This is a genomic window from Lapidilactobacillus wuchangensis (assembly GCF_003946645.1).
Lineage (GTDB): Bacteria > Bacillota > Bacilli > Lactobacillales > Lactobacillaceae > Lapidilactobacillus > Lapidilactobacillus wuchangensis.
This window is the reverse complement of sequence record NZ_RHOU01000001.1, coordinates 221,096-235,572: the sequence shown is the minus strand read 5'-3', so window position 1 is coordinate 235,572 and position 14,477 is coordinate 221,096. Positions and strand designations below refer to the sequence as shown.

The window sequence follows — 14,477 nt, the reverse complement described above, 5'->3', positions numbered from 1 at the left end:
ATTAGAATATGGCGCTAATTATTGATATGATAGCGTTTTACTTAATTTTTGATGCCCAAATAGCGGGGAAGAAAAGGCTTGCAAAAGTTTTGTGACATGTTATACTTAAATCATCAAATGTGTTGTAACTAGATTGATTGATATGGAGGCTATTTTTATGAAACAGATGGAAAAAACAACCACACCAGAATATTGGGAAGGTTTTGTCGGCGGGGATTGGCAAACAACCATCAACGTCCGTGATTTCATTGAAAAGAACTTAAATCAATATGATGGCGACGAAAGTTTCCTTGCTGGCCCAACTGAAGCCACAACTGAATTAAACGATCGCGTGCTTGAATTAAAGAAACAAGAACGTGAAGCTGGCGGTGTTCTTGATGCCGACAATAAAGTTGTGAGTACAATCACTTCACATAAACCAGGCTATATTAACCAAGATTTAGAAACAATTGTTGGTTTACAAACTGACAAACCTTTGAAGCGTGCATTCATGCCATTTGGTGGGATTCGGATGGCCGAAGATGCGTTGAAAGCATATGGTTTCGATACTGATGCTGAAGAACATAAAATCTTCACTGAAGACCGCAAGACTCATAACCAAGGTGTCTTCGATGTTTATACACCAGCAATGCGGAAATGCCGTCACTACAAGATCATCACTGGCTTGCCAGATGCTTATGCTCGTGGCCGTCTAGTTTCTGACTTCCCACGGATCGCTATCTACGGGATCGACCGTTTAATGGCTGCTAAAGCTCATGATTTTGAAAGTATTGGCGATGGCGAAATGACTGATGATGTCATTAAGCTTCGTGAAGAAGTTCAAGAACAATATCGTGCTTTAAATGACATTAAGAAAATGGCTGCTTCATACGGCTTTGACTTAAGCCGTCCTGCTGAAAATGCTCAAGAAGCAATCCAATGGATCTACTTCGGTTACTTAGCTGCCGTTAAGACTCAAAACGGTGCAGCAATGTCAGTTGGCCGGATCGATACTGTAATTGATGCTTATATTAACCGTGATTTGAAGCGGGGCACAATTACTGAAGAACAAGCCCAAGAATATATTGATCATATGGTCATGAAATTACGGATGGTTCGTTTCATTCGGACTGAAGACTATAACTCATTATTCTCAGGTGACCCAATCTGGGCAACACTTTCACTATGTGGTATGGGTATTGATGGCCGTCACCATGTTACAAAGACTGCTTTCCGTTTCTTGAAGACCTTGGACAACATGGGTGCTGCTCCTGAACCAAACATTACTTTGTTATGGTCAGAACGCTTACCAGAAGGCTTCAAACGCTATGCAACTGAAGTTTCGATTAAGAGCTCAACAATTCAATATGAAAATGACGATTTAATGCGTAACGAATGGGGTACTGATTACTATGGCATCGCTTGCTGTGTATCTGCACAACCAATCGCTACTGGTATGCAATTCTTCGGTGCTCGGGCTAACTTAGCTAAGGTAATTCTTTACACGATCAACGGTGGTGTTGATGAATTAGGTAAAGCTCAAGTTGGACCTGCTTATGAAGGCATCAAGAGTGAATATATCGATTACAAAGAATTCATGAAGAAACTTGATCCAATGATGGATTGGTTAGCTGACATTTACGTTAACTCATTGAACGCTATCCACTACATGCATGACAAGTATTACTATGAAGCTGCCCAAATGGCTTTGAAGAACACTGATCTTGACCGGACTTTTGCTACTGGTATTTCTGGATTCTCACATGCCGTTGACTCAATCTCTGCAATCAAATATGGTCATGTCAAAGTAGTCCGTGATGAAGACGGAATTGCGACTGATTTCATCGCCGATGACAATGACTACCCACGTTATGGTAACAATGATGATCGTGCTGATGACATCGCTAAATGGTTAGTTCAACACTTCTTCGAAATGATGAACAAACATCACTTATATCGTGGTGCTAAATTATCAACTTCGATCTTAACCATTACTTCTAACGTTGTTTATGGTAAGAATACTGGGACTACTCCTAATGGCCGTCAAGCCGGCGAACCATTCTCACCAGGTGCTAACCCAGCTTACGGTGCAGAAAAGAACGGTGCTTTGGCATCATTACTTTCAACTGCAAAATTACCATATCACTTTGCTCGTGATGGTATTTCAAATACTTTCGGCGTAACACCAAATACTTTAGGTCATGATGATGAAGCCCGCAAAGATACTTTAGTGAACATGGTTGATGGTTACATGGAAAACAATGGTATGCACTTGAATATCAACGTTTTCAACCGTGATACTTTACTTGATGCTCAACAACATCCAGAAGAATATCCAACATTAACTGTTCGTGTATCTGGCTACTGCGTATACTTCGCTGATTTGACAAAAGAACAGCAAGATGACGTTATCTCTCGGACTTACTTCGAGACAATGTAGTACAACACATTTAGCAACGGTAGGGAGCGTTCCTGAACGCTTTCTACAAAAGACAATAAACGGCTAAAGTTTATTGTCTTTTGTAGTTTTATCGGCAACAAGCTCGATGGGTAACAGAAATATAGATGTGAAAACTAAATGGCATCTGACTCTGTTCCGGGCTGCTTGGCGTGGAACGCGGCCGACACTGATCTGAGATAGTTACGAATCAAATTGTCTCAGATACAGGTCTTATTGTAAGTGCTAAAGCACTAACAATAATTTGGCGGCTGACGCCAAGATCCCTCCACGCCGTCTGGAGTTAAGTTGGCGTACTTTTCTCTTACCAGTGTTCAATGCAGCAACTGTGAGACTTACTAACGTATTTTTTTACCAATTTCAGTTTGGGTTGTTCTAACCCGCTGTATTACAGTATTCACTAACAAGATTTCAGTGATCAACATTAACTCCAGACGGAATGGAGGGCGTGGTTGTCAGCCGCCAAATTTGTCTTATTGCTTTAGCAATTAGACAAAGGCTCGTATTTGAAACAATTTGGTCTGTAATTGGTTCAAATCGATGCCGGCCGCGTTCCACAACCAGCAAGCCCGGAATGGAGTCAGACGCCATTCTGTTTTATACTGAAGATATAATTTCAACGATCACACTAATATGTATCAAAGAATTATAAACCGAGTTACTCTGCTTCAAGAAAGGATAGATAATTATGGTACTTTCGACAACAACAAAGCCAGTCGTTGGCTACGTTCATTCAATTGAAACTTTTGGGTCCGTTGATGGCCCTGGTATTCGTTACGTGATCTTCTTACAAGGTTGTCGAATGCGCTGTGAGTTCTGCCATAACCCCGATACTTGGAATATTGGCACTGGTGACGAAATGACTTCTGACGAAATTTTGGCTGAAGCGATTAAGTACCGGGCTTTCTGGGGCAAACGTGGTGGCATCACTTGTAGCGGTGGTGAATCATTGCTACAAATCGACTTCTTGATTGATTTATTTACTAAGGCCAAGGCTGAAGGTATCAATACTTGCTTGGATACTTGTGGCCAGCCTTTTACCTACAAGGAACCTTGGTTTAGCAAATTTAAACAGTTAATGGCAGTGACCGATGTTTCTTTAGTGGATATTAAGCAGATTGACACTGATCGCCATAAACGTTTAACCGGCTTTAATAACGAGACGGTCTTGGCTATGATTGAATATATGTCAGATAATGGTCATCACATGTGGATTCGCCACGTCCTCGTGCCAGAACGGACGGATTACGACGATAATTTGCGCGAGCTAGGCGAATATATTAAAACTTTAAAAACCGTCGATAAGGTGGAAATTTTGCCATATCATACAATGGGTGTAGTCAAGTACGAAACTTTAGGGATTGATTACCCCTTGAAGGGCATCGAGCCACCAACTCATGAACGGGTCGTCAATGCCGAGAATTTACTGCATGTTAATGATTATCAAGGTTGGTCCAAATAGCTGATTTGATAAAGTTGACCAGTCATTATCGCTTTTATTTTGTAAAATGATTAAAAAAGAGTAATACTTTGACTTGAGCCTTGGTTTCGCGCCTGTTATTATTTAAGGTACGAAATGTAAGGGCAATCAAAATTGTTGCTCTTTTTTTTTGCTTATACTATGATAATGTTAACGTGTAACGTGAAAATTGAATTGGGGGGAATGTTTGTCATGAAGACAAAACAAGAAAATCTTTTTGCATCAAAGACGCTAACTTATTTCATGAAGTTAGCCGAGACAATGAATTACACGCAAGCTGCGCAAATCCTGGGAATTACGCAACCAGCATTAACGCAACAAATTAAGAAGTTAGAGCGGACGGTGGGGGCCCCGGTCTTCTTCTCAATCGGTAAGAAACTGTATCTGTCTGATGCAGGTCGGACGATGTTGAATACCACACAACAAATTTTTGATCTCGTCAATGAGGCCTTAAATAAGGTTCAACAATCAACTAGTCCAACAAGTGGTTCAATTAATATTGGCTTCTTGTCATCAATGGAGGACAGTGCCTTTGAAACTTTCTTCATTCATTTTTCCGAGAAGTATCCGAATATTAAAGTTCGCTTCGTCTTATTAACTCGTCGCGAAATTTGGGAACAATTGGAAAACAATCAAATCGACTTAGCCGTAATGTATGTGCCTGACCAAAGCATTAAGAACTGGCGCTCATATGATACGCGCAAGATTTTCTCAGATCATTTGATGTTCTTGCATCATGATCAGAAGTTGGTTGGTAAGAAGAAAGTTCGTTTACAATCAACGAATAAGAGCGATTGGGTCACTTATCCACCTGATTACTTCATTGCCCAATTATTGCGTGAAGTTTACAAGAACAAGATGGTTGATGAACCAGTTAGTCGAGCTCAATTCACCTCACCTTATCAAATGGTGAAATTTGCTGAAGCTCGCCAGTTGGCAACAGCTTTGCCATATAGTTTCTGGTTAGCTCACCAAGGCGAATTCAAGATGGAAGCAACAGCCTTTGACCCGGCAATTAATTTTGATATGGCCTTTGTTTACCGTCAAGATAAGGCTAAAATTCCGCGGATTGCACGCTTCTTCAAAGAATGGGACGCCTTTTTTGCAGAAAAGAACTATCAAACTGTTTTAGGTAATTCACGTCACCTCTAAAATGAGGTACAATGAATAAGACAGATTGATAGTAAAGGAGTTTTATTAATGGCAAAAGAGTTAGTTTTTGGGCATCAGAATCCTGATACCGACGCGATTGTAGCGGCTATGTCATACGCATATTTACAAAATCAATTAGGTCTTGACGTTGAGGCTGTTGCCTTGGGCGAACCTAATGAAGAAACTGTTTATGCTTTGAAGCACTTTGAGACTGAGGCACCACGGGCGATTAAGACGGCTGCTAATGAAGTTAAGCAAGTCATGTTAGTTGACCATAATGAACCTCAACAAAGTGTCAGTGACATTGCTGACGTTGAAGTTTCTCACGTGGTTGATCATCACCGGATCAGTAACTTTAATACGGCTAATCCGTTATACTATCGTGCTGAACCAGTTGGTTGTACCAGCACAATTTTATGGGAAATGTACAATGAAAAAGAAATTGCGATCCCAACTAAAATTGCTGGTTTAATGTTGTCAGCAATTATCTCTGACACATTACTGTTGAAGTCACCAACAACAACTGATGTTGATCGCCAAGCAGTTGAAGCCTTAGCTAAAATTGCGGGTGTTGACTATCAAAGTTATGGCCTTGATTTATTGAAGGCTGGTACTAATCTTGATAGCAAGTCCGAAGCAGAATTGATCGATATGGATGCTAAGAGTTTTGACATGAACGGCAAGTCAGTTCGCATCGCTCAAGTGAACACCGTTGATATCGACAGTGTGCTGGCTCGCAAGGCGGCTTTTGAGAAAGTGATCAACCAAGAAATTGCTGACAAGAACTATGATCTGTTTGTTTTGATCATTACCAATATTCTGAACAGTGATTCTGAAGGCTTGATTTTAGGTTCAGCTACTGGCCAAGCAACTTTTGAAAAAGCTTTCGGCAAGAAATTAGCTGATAACTTGGTTGCTTTACCAGGCGTGGTTTCCCGGAAGAAACAAGTTGTCCCACCACTAACTGAAGCATATTAATAAAAGATTATTTTTCCAACATTACAAGCGAACGCTGAATCTAGAATTGATCTAGATTCAGCGTTCTTTTTTGTTTTTTGTTGCTGATTTGGTCGCGCCATATTTGAGAACGGCAGGGGCCCAGCGATTTTATGGGCGTGGAACATGGTGGACATCGATCTGAGCTTATTGCTAACGCAACAATCTCAGATACGAGTCTTATTCTAACCGCTGAAGCGGCAAGAATAATTTCACCATTGACGCCAATCGCTGGGCCCCTGCCTGGATTAAACTAACAGAATTGAGCACCACTACTTGGCCGAACCAAATTGTGGTGATATAAAACCGGTGTGACAATCTTTACTGAGAAGAGAGTTGTCACGCCGTTTTTATGTCACCGTTCAACTATTACTATTGATTGAAATGAGCTACTGGATCTCGCAACACTGTCTTAAGCACTAACAATTATTAAATGCACTACCTCAACTCCAGACGGAATGGAGGAATCTTGGCGTCAGCCGCCAAATTATCGTTGGTGCTTTAGCACTTACGATAAGACCTGTATTGAAGACTTTTGAAAAAAGGCTTCAATCAGCGTCGGCCGCGTTCCACGCCAAGCAGCCCGGAATGCAGTCAGACTCAATTCCGTTTCAACAGCTTCATTAATGTTCCAACGTTTTTGAACTTTACCTGACGTAGTAGATCGAAAGGCCCTAAATCAATTTGGTCGAAGTCAAAAAGCGTGTTAAGATTAAGCATAGCTTATCGTGATGATTATCAAATAAGCCGTGATCGAATCGAAGGGAGTTAGTTTGATGACAACAGAATTTCCGAAGAACTTTTTATGGGGCGGGGCGACCGCTGCGAATCAATTAGAAGGTGGCTATCAGGAAGGTGGTCGTGGTTTATCGATCGCCGATGCCTTACCAGGCGGGCCTGATCGGTTTAAAATCGTTCAACAACCCGATTTTGATTGGACAATTGATGAGACGAAATATCGCTATCCTAATCATTTAGGCATCGATCATTTCCATCATTTTCGTGAAGACATTGCCTTGTTTGCCAAAATGGGGTTCAAATGTTATCGCTTCTCGATTTCCTGGTCACGGATCTTCCCACAAGGTGACGAAACAACACCTAACGAAGCAGGCTTGCAGTTTTATGATGCTGTCATTGCTGAATGCCTGAAGTATCAAATTGAGCCAGTGATTACGATTTCTCATTATGAAATGCCGCTTAATTTAGCTAAAAAGTATGGTGGTTGGAAGAACAAAGCTTTAATCAAATTCTACCAACGTTTTGCGGAAACTGTCCTGACACGTTACCACCAGCAAGTGAAGTATTGGCTGACTTTCAACGAAATTAATAGTGCCGCTCATTTTCCAGTCATGGGCCAAGGTTTAGTGCCAGCTAATGGTGCCAATGAGCAGCGGAATATTTTTCAAGCTTGGCATAATCAATTTGTTAGCAGCGCGCTAGCTGTTAAAATTGGCCATCAATTAGATCCTAATTTAAAAATTGGCTGTATGATTCTTTATGCCACCAGTTATGGCTATGATGCCAATCCGGTCAATCAACTGGCAACACTACAGCAGAATCAAGATTTTAATTTCTTCTGTGGTGATGTTCAAGTGCGTGGCCAGTATCCAGCCTATACGAAGCGCTTATTAGCTGAGTACAATTTAAAGTTCAGTGATCTCGATTGGACTGATGAAGAATTGGCATTGTTGAAGGCTTATCCAGTTGATTACATCGGTTTCAGTTATTATATGTCGACGACGATCGAAGTCACGCAGCAGGATCATGCTACTGCTAACGGTAATTTAGTTGGTGGCGTTAAGAATCCTTTCTTGAAAGCAAGCGACTGGGGTTGGCAGATTGATCCAATGGGTCTCCGAATTGCTTTGAATCAGCTATACGATCGTTACCAGAAGCCATTATTCGTCGTTGAAAATGGTTTAGGTGCTGTGGATCAACCTGATGCGAAAATGCAGATCAATGATGATTATCGCATCGATTATTTACAGGCGCATATTAAAGCTATGGCTGGGGCCATCGATGATGGCGTTGACTTAATGGGCTACACACCCTGGGGTTGTATCGACCTAGTCAGTGCCTCGACGGGGCAAATGTCCAAGCGCTACGGCTTCATTTATGTGGATTTAGATGACGCTGGTCAAGGCTCTTTGAAACGTTATCCCAAGAAATCATTTTATTGGTATCAAAAAGTGATTCAATCAAACGGTCAAAATTGCTTATAAACTAAACAAACAGTGATACTGGTGATTTATAGGAGGTTCATTGATGGTCGAAATTGTTAGTTTAACCACACCAACAGCAAAAGAATTAGATCAACTGATGCAAATTTGGTTGTCGGGGAATTTAACGGCTCATGATTTTGTGTCCCGAGATTATTGGTTGAGTCATCAAGATCAGGTCCGTGAATTATTACCAACCAGTCAATTAATCGTGGCTAAAAATAATCAAGTAATCGTTGGCTTCTTAGGTTATGTGGCTGAAAGTCATGAGATTGCTGGTTTATTCGTCGCACATGATTGGCAACATCAAGGTATTGGCCGGCAGCTAATGGCTGCCCTTAAGGCTGAGAAACCGGTTTTGGTTTTATACGCATATGAGCGCAATCAAGCGGCTTGTCAATTTTATCAGCAACAGGATTTTAAAATTACTCGCCGTCAATTAGATGAAACAGTTGGTCAGGTTGAACTAGAATTTAGTTGGTCAGCTAAGTAAATCAACAGAAGGAAGTTGACCATAATGCAACAACGAATTGCTTTAATTTCTGATGTTCATGGTAATCAAACTGCTTTAGCGGCAGTATTGGCTGATGCCGAACGTCAAGGTGCTACTGAATACTGGTACTTAGGTGATTTATTAATGCCAGGTCCGGGCACCAATTCATTATTTGAATTATTAGATCAGGTTAATTTAACGGTTTTGATCAGAGGCAATTGGGATAATTTTGTTTTTCAAATGACTGATTTAGGCAGTGCCACAGTTGATTTAACCAACACTCAAGATGTTTACATTGCCGCCTTGGTCCAATATGTTAAGCAAACGCTGAAGCCGGCTTACTATCGCCGATTATCACAAGCGCCTATTCAGCGAACCGTTCAACGTGCCGGTCTAACTTTTTCATTGACACATAATTTGCCCTTGCGGAATTACGGTCATCAGTTGTTGCCATTTCAGGAGCAGGCGAACTTTGACCGCTTATTTAGTGAAGCGCCTAAGACAAAAAATAGGGTGGATATTGCGATTTATGGTCATACTCACCATCAAATTATGCGAACTAGTCATTCAGATCAACTGGTAATCAACCCAGGTTCGATTGGTCAGCCATACAGTGCTTGGTCTCACTTATTTACAGATCATCGTTCACAATATGCGTTGCTAAGTCTGGATGAACATGGTTATGATGGTCTTGAGTTTAGAAAAGTCAGCTATGATTTAGCGGCTGAGTTGGCAATCGCTCGGCGGCAACAGTTACCGTATTTTGAGTTGTATCAGCAAGTCTGTGAAACTGGTTTGGCTAGTACTCATAATCCAGTCGCCTTAGATCAACTGAATCAACGGTATGGTTATGTGGCCCAAGTTCATCAGTTTTTGCAGCAATTGGATCAGCAACTAAAAAATAATTAGTGGCCCAATAGTACTTTTGTGAGCAATTAAAAGGTTAGAGTTGGTGCTTAAAATGGCGCAGTCATATTCAATTATTATTTTCCCGTAACTGCAACAAGCGCAACGCGTTGCTAAGATTCGCCGGCAATACGATCCCTTAGCAACTAAATTCGACCGCATATTTCTTTGGTATTTCCATTTGCACCAACTGATTTAACTGCAGGTGCCTTAACACAATTGGTTGCCGATAAAATTGCGAATACAGCGTCCTTTAATATCCGCTTGGCTAAGTAAGCTCAGTTGGCAGGCAGATTCGTATTTGTATTGGCAATTGACGACTGGTTGTCAGGCGATTCAACGATTACATGATCAGTTGTATGCTGGAACGTTGGCATCATACGAGCAAAAGCAATATCCATATCAGCCACATTTAACATTGGGTCATTTAAGTTCCAGCGCTGGCGCAACGTTAAATAAAACAGCTGTTATTAATCAGTTAAACCAACAATTACAACCAGAAACAGTTTTGGTCGATCGAATTACCATTGAAGCGATTCAACCTGATGAAAGTAGTCAAGTTATTGCTGAATTTAATTTAAAATGAAAATTAGCCACCAAAAACAAAATTAATTGTTTGAGGGGGCTTTTTTGTCGAAAAATGACTTATTTGAAGTAGATTTAAAAAAATCAGGGCGGTTTTAAACGACTAGTAAATTTAAACCCTTCTTACGATAATATATATTATGTTAACTTGCGTTAACATAATATAATTTCAGCTTGTAGCTCGGCCATATATCGTGGTTAATGCTGCTACTCTCTTCTCTTCAGTTGTTTCTCAAAAAAATTTAGGTTTGATTGCAAAAAAACTTCCTGAAATGATTTCTTCAGGAAGTTTTTTTAAATTAATTGCTGATTAATTTAAGTTCAGCATGCTGATGATCAACGTCGATTTGATATTGGCGTTGCTGAAAATGAATTTGAAACGACAACTTAGTGATTGCTTTTGGTAAGTGTGGCTGAACTGTTAAATGCTGGCCGTTGATTTCAAGACCGCAGAAACCAAATAAGATCGTCATAAAAGTGCCGCCCATAGAGGCTGTGTGAATTCCATCTTTGGTATTATGATGTGAATCATCAAGATCAATTCGAGCATTTTTTTGGAAATAATCATAGGCTTTTTCAGTTTGTCCTAATCTGGCGTAAACAATCGAGTATGCGGAATACGACAAAGTTGAATCATGAGTGGTAATTTGGTCATAGTATTTTGTAGAGGCTGTGACGATTGGTTCAGGCTGCTCATGTGGATATAACATTAACGCCAGTACTGCGTCAGCTTGTTTAGTGATTTGGTAGCGATAAATGGTTAACGGATGGTAGTTTAATAACAGTGGATATTTTGTTTCCGCTTTGCTATACGGCCAAGGTGCTTTTTGGAGAAAATCCCGGTCTTGAGCAATGATGCCTAGTTCTTTGTTAAATGGTTTATTTATTAACTGACCAAACTGGGCCATTTTTTCAATTTCGTCTGGTGCTATTTGTAGTCTTTCAACTAATTGTTGCCAAGCTGCTGGTTGTTCTTGTGCTAGCTGCTTGGCTAGGCGATTGACCCAAGCAAACTGATGCTGAACCATGCGATTGGTATAATAATTGTCATTAACCAGCACGGTGTACTCATCAGGTCCTGTTACTTCGTCGATGTGGAATTTCCCTGCCTTAATATAACCGATTTCTGCAAAAACTCGAGCTGTCTCTAGTAGTACCTCAAAGCCATAATCCCGGATGAAATCAAGGTCGCCGGTATTTTGATAATATGAAATAAACGCAAAAGCAATATCTGCATTGATGTGATGCTGCGCGGAACCGGCCTCAAAGAATGCTGATGATTCTGAACCAGTAATCGTTCGCCAGGGATAAAGTGCCCCAGTTTGATATCCAAGTAAGGCACGATTTTCTTTGGCCTTAGTCAAAGTTTGATAACGGAAAAGCAGAATTTTTTTAGCTAAGTCTGGCTGCATGTAAAGGAAAAATGGAAAGATATACATTTCCGTATCCCAGAAATAGTGGCCTTCATACCCGCTCCCACTCAACCCTTTTGCTGCAATACTGGTGGTTGTGTCAGTACCTAATGATTGTAGCAAGGCATAAGAACTGTAATTGATGCTTTCTTCTAGTTGATCTTGACTACTGATCGTAATTTTAGTCGTTCGCCAGAAATCTGCCAGATAATCATGTTGTTCCTCAAGTAGCTGCTGAAATGATAACGCTAACGCATCGTGGTGATATTCTTTGAAAGCATAACTAAGTCGTTTTTCAAAACAACCTTCTTTTACCTCAGAGGTGATAACAATCCTGTTGTCTTCTTGTTTGGTGTTAACAACGTCAGATAGTTGCCATTTCAGTTCAGCTTGCAGATGTGAATTTTTGGTGCCAAAACGACAGCACTGATCACTCAGATCGACATTTTCAATTTGAATGGTCGATTTATTATGATTTAGACGTGGATCATTTTGATCACTGATACTAGTTGGCGGTGCGAAGTTTAAGTGTGTTTCAACAGTGATTGGTTCTTGATGATGCTCACGTTGAAAAGTGATCTGTGTGGCAAAAAGATTTTTGTGGACAAATGAAGTTAATCGCGTAATTTTAATTGTGGTAATCTTACCAGTTGGTGATTGCCAACGAATTTCACGAACGGTGATACCAGCATCTAAATCAACAAATCGTTTGTTTTGTAAAACTGTCCCCTGATCAATCCGGAAGGTTTCATTACCGATTTTAATGATTGAGGTTTGACCGTCGATGACGCTGATCATGGTATCTGCCGTATCTGTGAAGCCATACATTTTCTCGGGATAATTGACGGGGATTTTTTCATAAAAACCATTAATATATGTTTCACGGGTACTTGTATAAAAGTCGTAAGGCCATTCCTCAAGATTACCTCGCACCCCAATGAAGCCATTGCCATTGAACAATAAACTTTCTGCTTTGGCTAAGGTTGCTGCTGTGTTGTCGTTAAGTTCGATTTTCACCCTGATCACTCTCCTACTCTTTTAAAAAACATCACGGCTCTCGGCAAGACAACCGTGATGTTTATTATTACTTAATTGATCCACGCATAACGCCGCTAATAATCCATTTCTGGGAGAACATATAAACAATCAACATTGGTGCTAGTGCCATTAAATATGAGGCAAAAGCTAAAGTATAATTTGTGCTGAATTGTGATTGGAAAATATATTGAGCAAGCGGCAAAGTAGCCATATCTGGATTACTTAATAAAACTAAAGGTAATAAAAAGTCGTTCCACGCATAAAGACAAGATAAGATGGCCACGGTTGCATTCATTGGTCCCAATAATGGGAAAATTATTTTCCAGAATACTCGCCAAGTGCTGGCACCATCAACAATTGCGGCCTCTTCCAGTTCGACTGGGATTGTACGAATATAACCGACATAAATGAAAGTGTTTAGTGCTAAGTTAAATACAACGTATAGTAGAATTAAACCAAATAAATTATCTAGATGCCAAGTACTTGTTTGCCGAACTAAAGGCAACATAATGATTGGAAATGGGATAAACATGGCACTAACGAAGAAATAATACAATAATTTGTAGAACTTTTTGTCCATATTACGAGCGATTGCGTAAGCAACCATTGAATTAGTTAGCACTGTTAAAATAACAGAAAAGAATGAAACGAAAATACTGTTTTTAAGAGCTACAAAGAAGTTAGTTGTTTTGATTGCATTAGTAAAATTGCTGACCATCCAGTGTTTAGGTAAATTGAATAAATTGCTACTCAATTCTTCTGGCGTCTTAAAAGCAATCGTAATCGTTAAATATAGTGGAATTAACACAGCCAAAGCACCTATCGCTAGGAGAATCGTTGCGGCCCAGTTGATTTTTTTATTCGTCATTAGTATTGTTCTCCTCTCTTTTGAAGAACTTTAATTTGGAAGATTGAAATAGCTGCAATGACAATGAAGTAGATCACCGCATTTGCTGACTGATAGGCAAATTGACCACCTTCAAAACCGCCTTTATAGATGACGTAGGAAATAGATTCAGTGGCGCGGCCTGGACCACCGCCAGTTAAGGCAACGATTTGATCGAAGGCCATTAAGAATGTCCGCATCGCCAAGACCATGTTGATGGTAAAGAACGGCATAATCATTGGGAACGTGATCCGCCAAAATTTTGTCCAACTGTTGGCGCCATCTAAACCAGCAGCCTCATATAGCTCACCGGGAATTGTGACTAAACCAGATAGATAAAGAATGGTATTAAAGGCGGTTGATTGCCAAACAGAGACAATCACGATACCTAACCACGCCGTTGACGTTTTACCAAGGATGTTACTGGATAGCCATTGGATATGCAAAGTTTGACCAATGTCAGGTAAAACCTTGGAAAAAATAAAGCTGAAAATGAAACTAATGATTAACATACCTAAAATATAAGGAATGAAGTATAAAGCTCGCAAAGTTTTTTGAAATTTGACTTTGGCATTAAGCCCTAGGGCAATGAGCAAGCTTAATACGTTAGTTAGGATCGTTGCAACAATCGCAAATTTGAAAGTAAAGAGATATGAATCAAGAACCTGTTGATCTTTGAAGACATTAATAAAGTTTTTGAAACCGACAAACTGCCAATCCCCATAGCCATGCCAATTAGTAAAGCTGTAAAAAATCCCCTGAATTGCTGGAAATGTATGAAAAACTAAAAATATCAGGAGTGCCGGAATAGTCATTACTAAAAAAACATTTTTTCTACTCATTTTTCTTCCCCATCCTTTTCTATATGAAAAA

12 protein-coding genes are annotated in these 14,477 nt (G+C 40.1%); 9 read left to right on the top strand and 3 right to left on the bottom strand.

The features are described 5' to 3' along the window. Window positions 1–157: 157 nt before the first annotated feature. From pflB to EKM82_RS00940, 9 genes are all read left to right on the top strand, one after another. On the top strand, window positions 158–2,419 hold the full coding sequence (gene pflB / locus EKM82_RS00975) for a formate C-acetyltransferase (protein ID WP_125766465.1): 2,262 nt from the start codon (window positions 158–160) through the stop codon (window positions 2,417–2,419). 457 nt (window positions 2,420–2,876) lie between these two features. Further along, on the top strand, window positions 2,877–3,089 hold the full coding sequence (locus tag EKM82_RS11185; protein ID WP_164508034.1) for a hypothetical protein: 213 nt from the start codon (window positions 2,877–2,879) through the stop codon (window positions 3,087–3,089). A gap of 36 nt (window positions 3,090–3,125) precedes the next feature. Next, entirely contained in the window at window positions 3,126–3,899 is a 774-nt protein-coding gene (pflA, locus tag EKM82_RS00970) for a pyruvate formate-lyase-activating protein (RefSeq protein ID WP_125648536.1), read from the top strand. 210 nt (window positions 3,900–4,109) lie between these two features. Then, on the top strand, window positions 4,110–5,069 hold the full coding sequence (locus EKM82_RS00965; RefSeq protein ID WP_125766464.1) for a LysR family transcriptional regulator: 960 nt from the start codon (window positions 4,110–4,112) through the stop codon (window positions 5,067–5,069). Window positions 5,070–5,117: 48 nt separating this feature from the next. After that, a complete protein-coding gene (locus EKM82_RS00960; RefSeq protein ID WP_125766463.1) occupies window positions 5,118–6,047 on the top strand; it encodes a manganese-dependent inorganic pyrophosphatase in 930 nt (309 codons plus the stop codon). Window positions 6,048–6,841: 794 nt separating this feature from the next. Beyond that, window positions 6,842–8,287 (top strand): glycoside hydrolase family 1 protein, encoded by a 1,446-nt coding sequence (locus EKM82_RS00955; protein ID WP_125766462.1) that lies wholly within the window; start codon window positions 6,842–6,844, stop codon window positions 8,285–8,287. A gap of 43 nt (window positions 8,288–8,330) precedes the next feature. Further along, window positions 8,331–8,777, top strand: coding sequence for a GNAT family N-acetyltransferase (locus EKM82_RS00950; RefSeq protein ID WP_125766461.1), 447 nt, complete (start codon window positions 8,331–8,333; stop codon window positions 8,775–8,777). Between the two features lie 24 nt (window positions 8,778–8,801). Beyond that, entirely contained in the window at window positions 8,802–9,686 is an 885-nt protein-coding gene (locus EKM82_RS00945) for a metallophosphoesterase family protein (RefSeq protein ID WP_125766460.1), read from the top strand. A gap of 298 nt (window positions 9,687–9,984) precedes the next feature. Then, the gene (locus tag EKM82_RS00940; protein WP_164508033.1) at window positions 9,985–10,269 is read left to right on the top strand and encodes a 2'-5' RNA ligase family protein; all 285 of its coding nucleotides are present in this window, start codon (window positions 9,985–9,987) and stop codon (window positions 10,267–10,269) included. Window positions 10,270–10,567: 298 nt separating this feature from the next. Here EKM82_RS00940 and EKM82_RS00935 read toward each other — a convergent pair whose 3' ends face one another. The 3 genes from EKM82_RS00935 to EKM82_RS00925 all read right to left on the bottom strand — a co-directional run bounded on the left by EKM82_RS00935 (window position 10,568) and on the right by EKM82_RS00925 (window position 14,446). Next, window positions 10,568–12,697, bottom strand: a complete 2,130-nt coding sequence (locus tag EKM82_RS00935) for a glycoside hydrolase family 65 protein (protein WP_164508032.1) — start codon at window positions 12,695–12,697, stop codon at window positions 10,568–10,570. 67 nt (window positions 12,698–12,764) lie between these two features. Next, window positions 12,765–13,586, bottom strand: a complete 822-nt coding sequence (locus EKM82_RS00930; protein ID WP_125766457.1) for a carbohydrate ABC transporter permease — start codon at window positions 13,584–13,586, stop codon at window positions 12,765–12,767. Beyond that, window positions 13,586–14,446 carry a carbohydrate ABC transporter permease gene (locus tag EKM82_RS00925; protein WP_125766456.1) on the bottom strand — a complete coding sequence of 287 codons (861 nt, stop codon included), beginning with the start codon at window positions 14,444–14,446 and terminating at the stop codon, window positions 13,586–13,588. The genes EKM82_RS00930 and EKM82_RS00925 overlap by 1 nt, the downstream gene beginning before the upstream one ends. Window positions 14,447–14,477 lie beyond the last annotated feature (31 nt).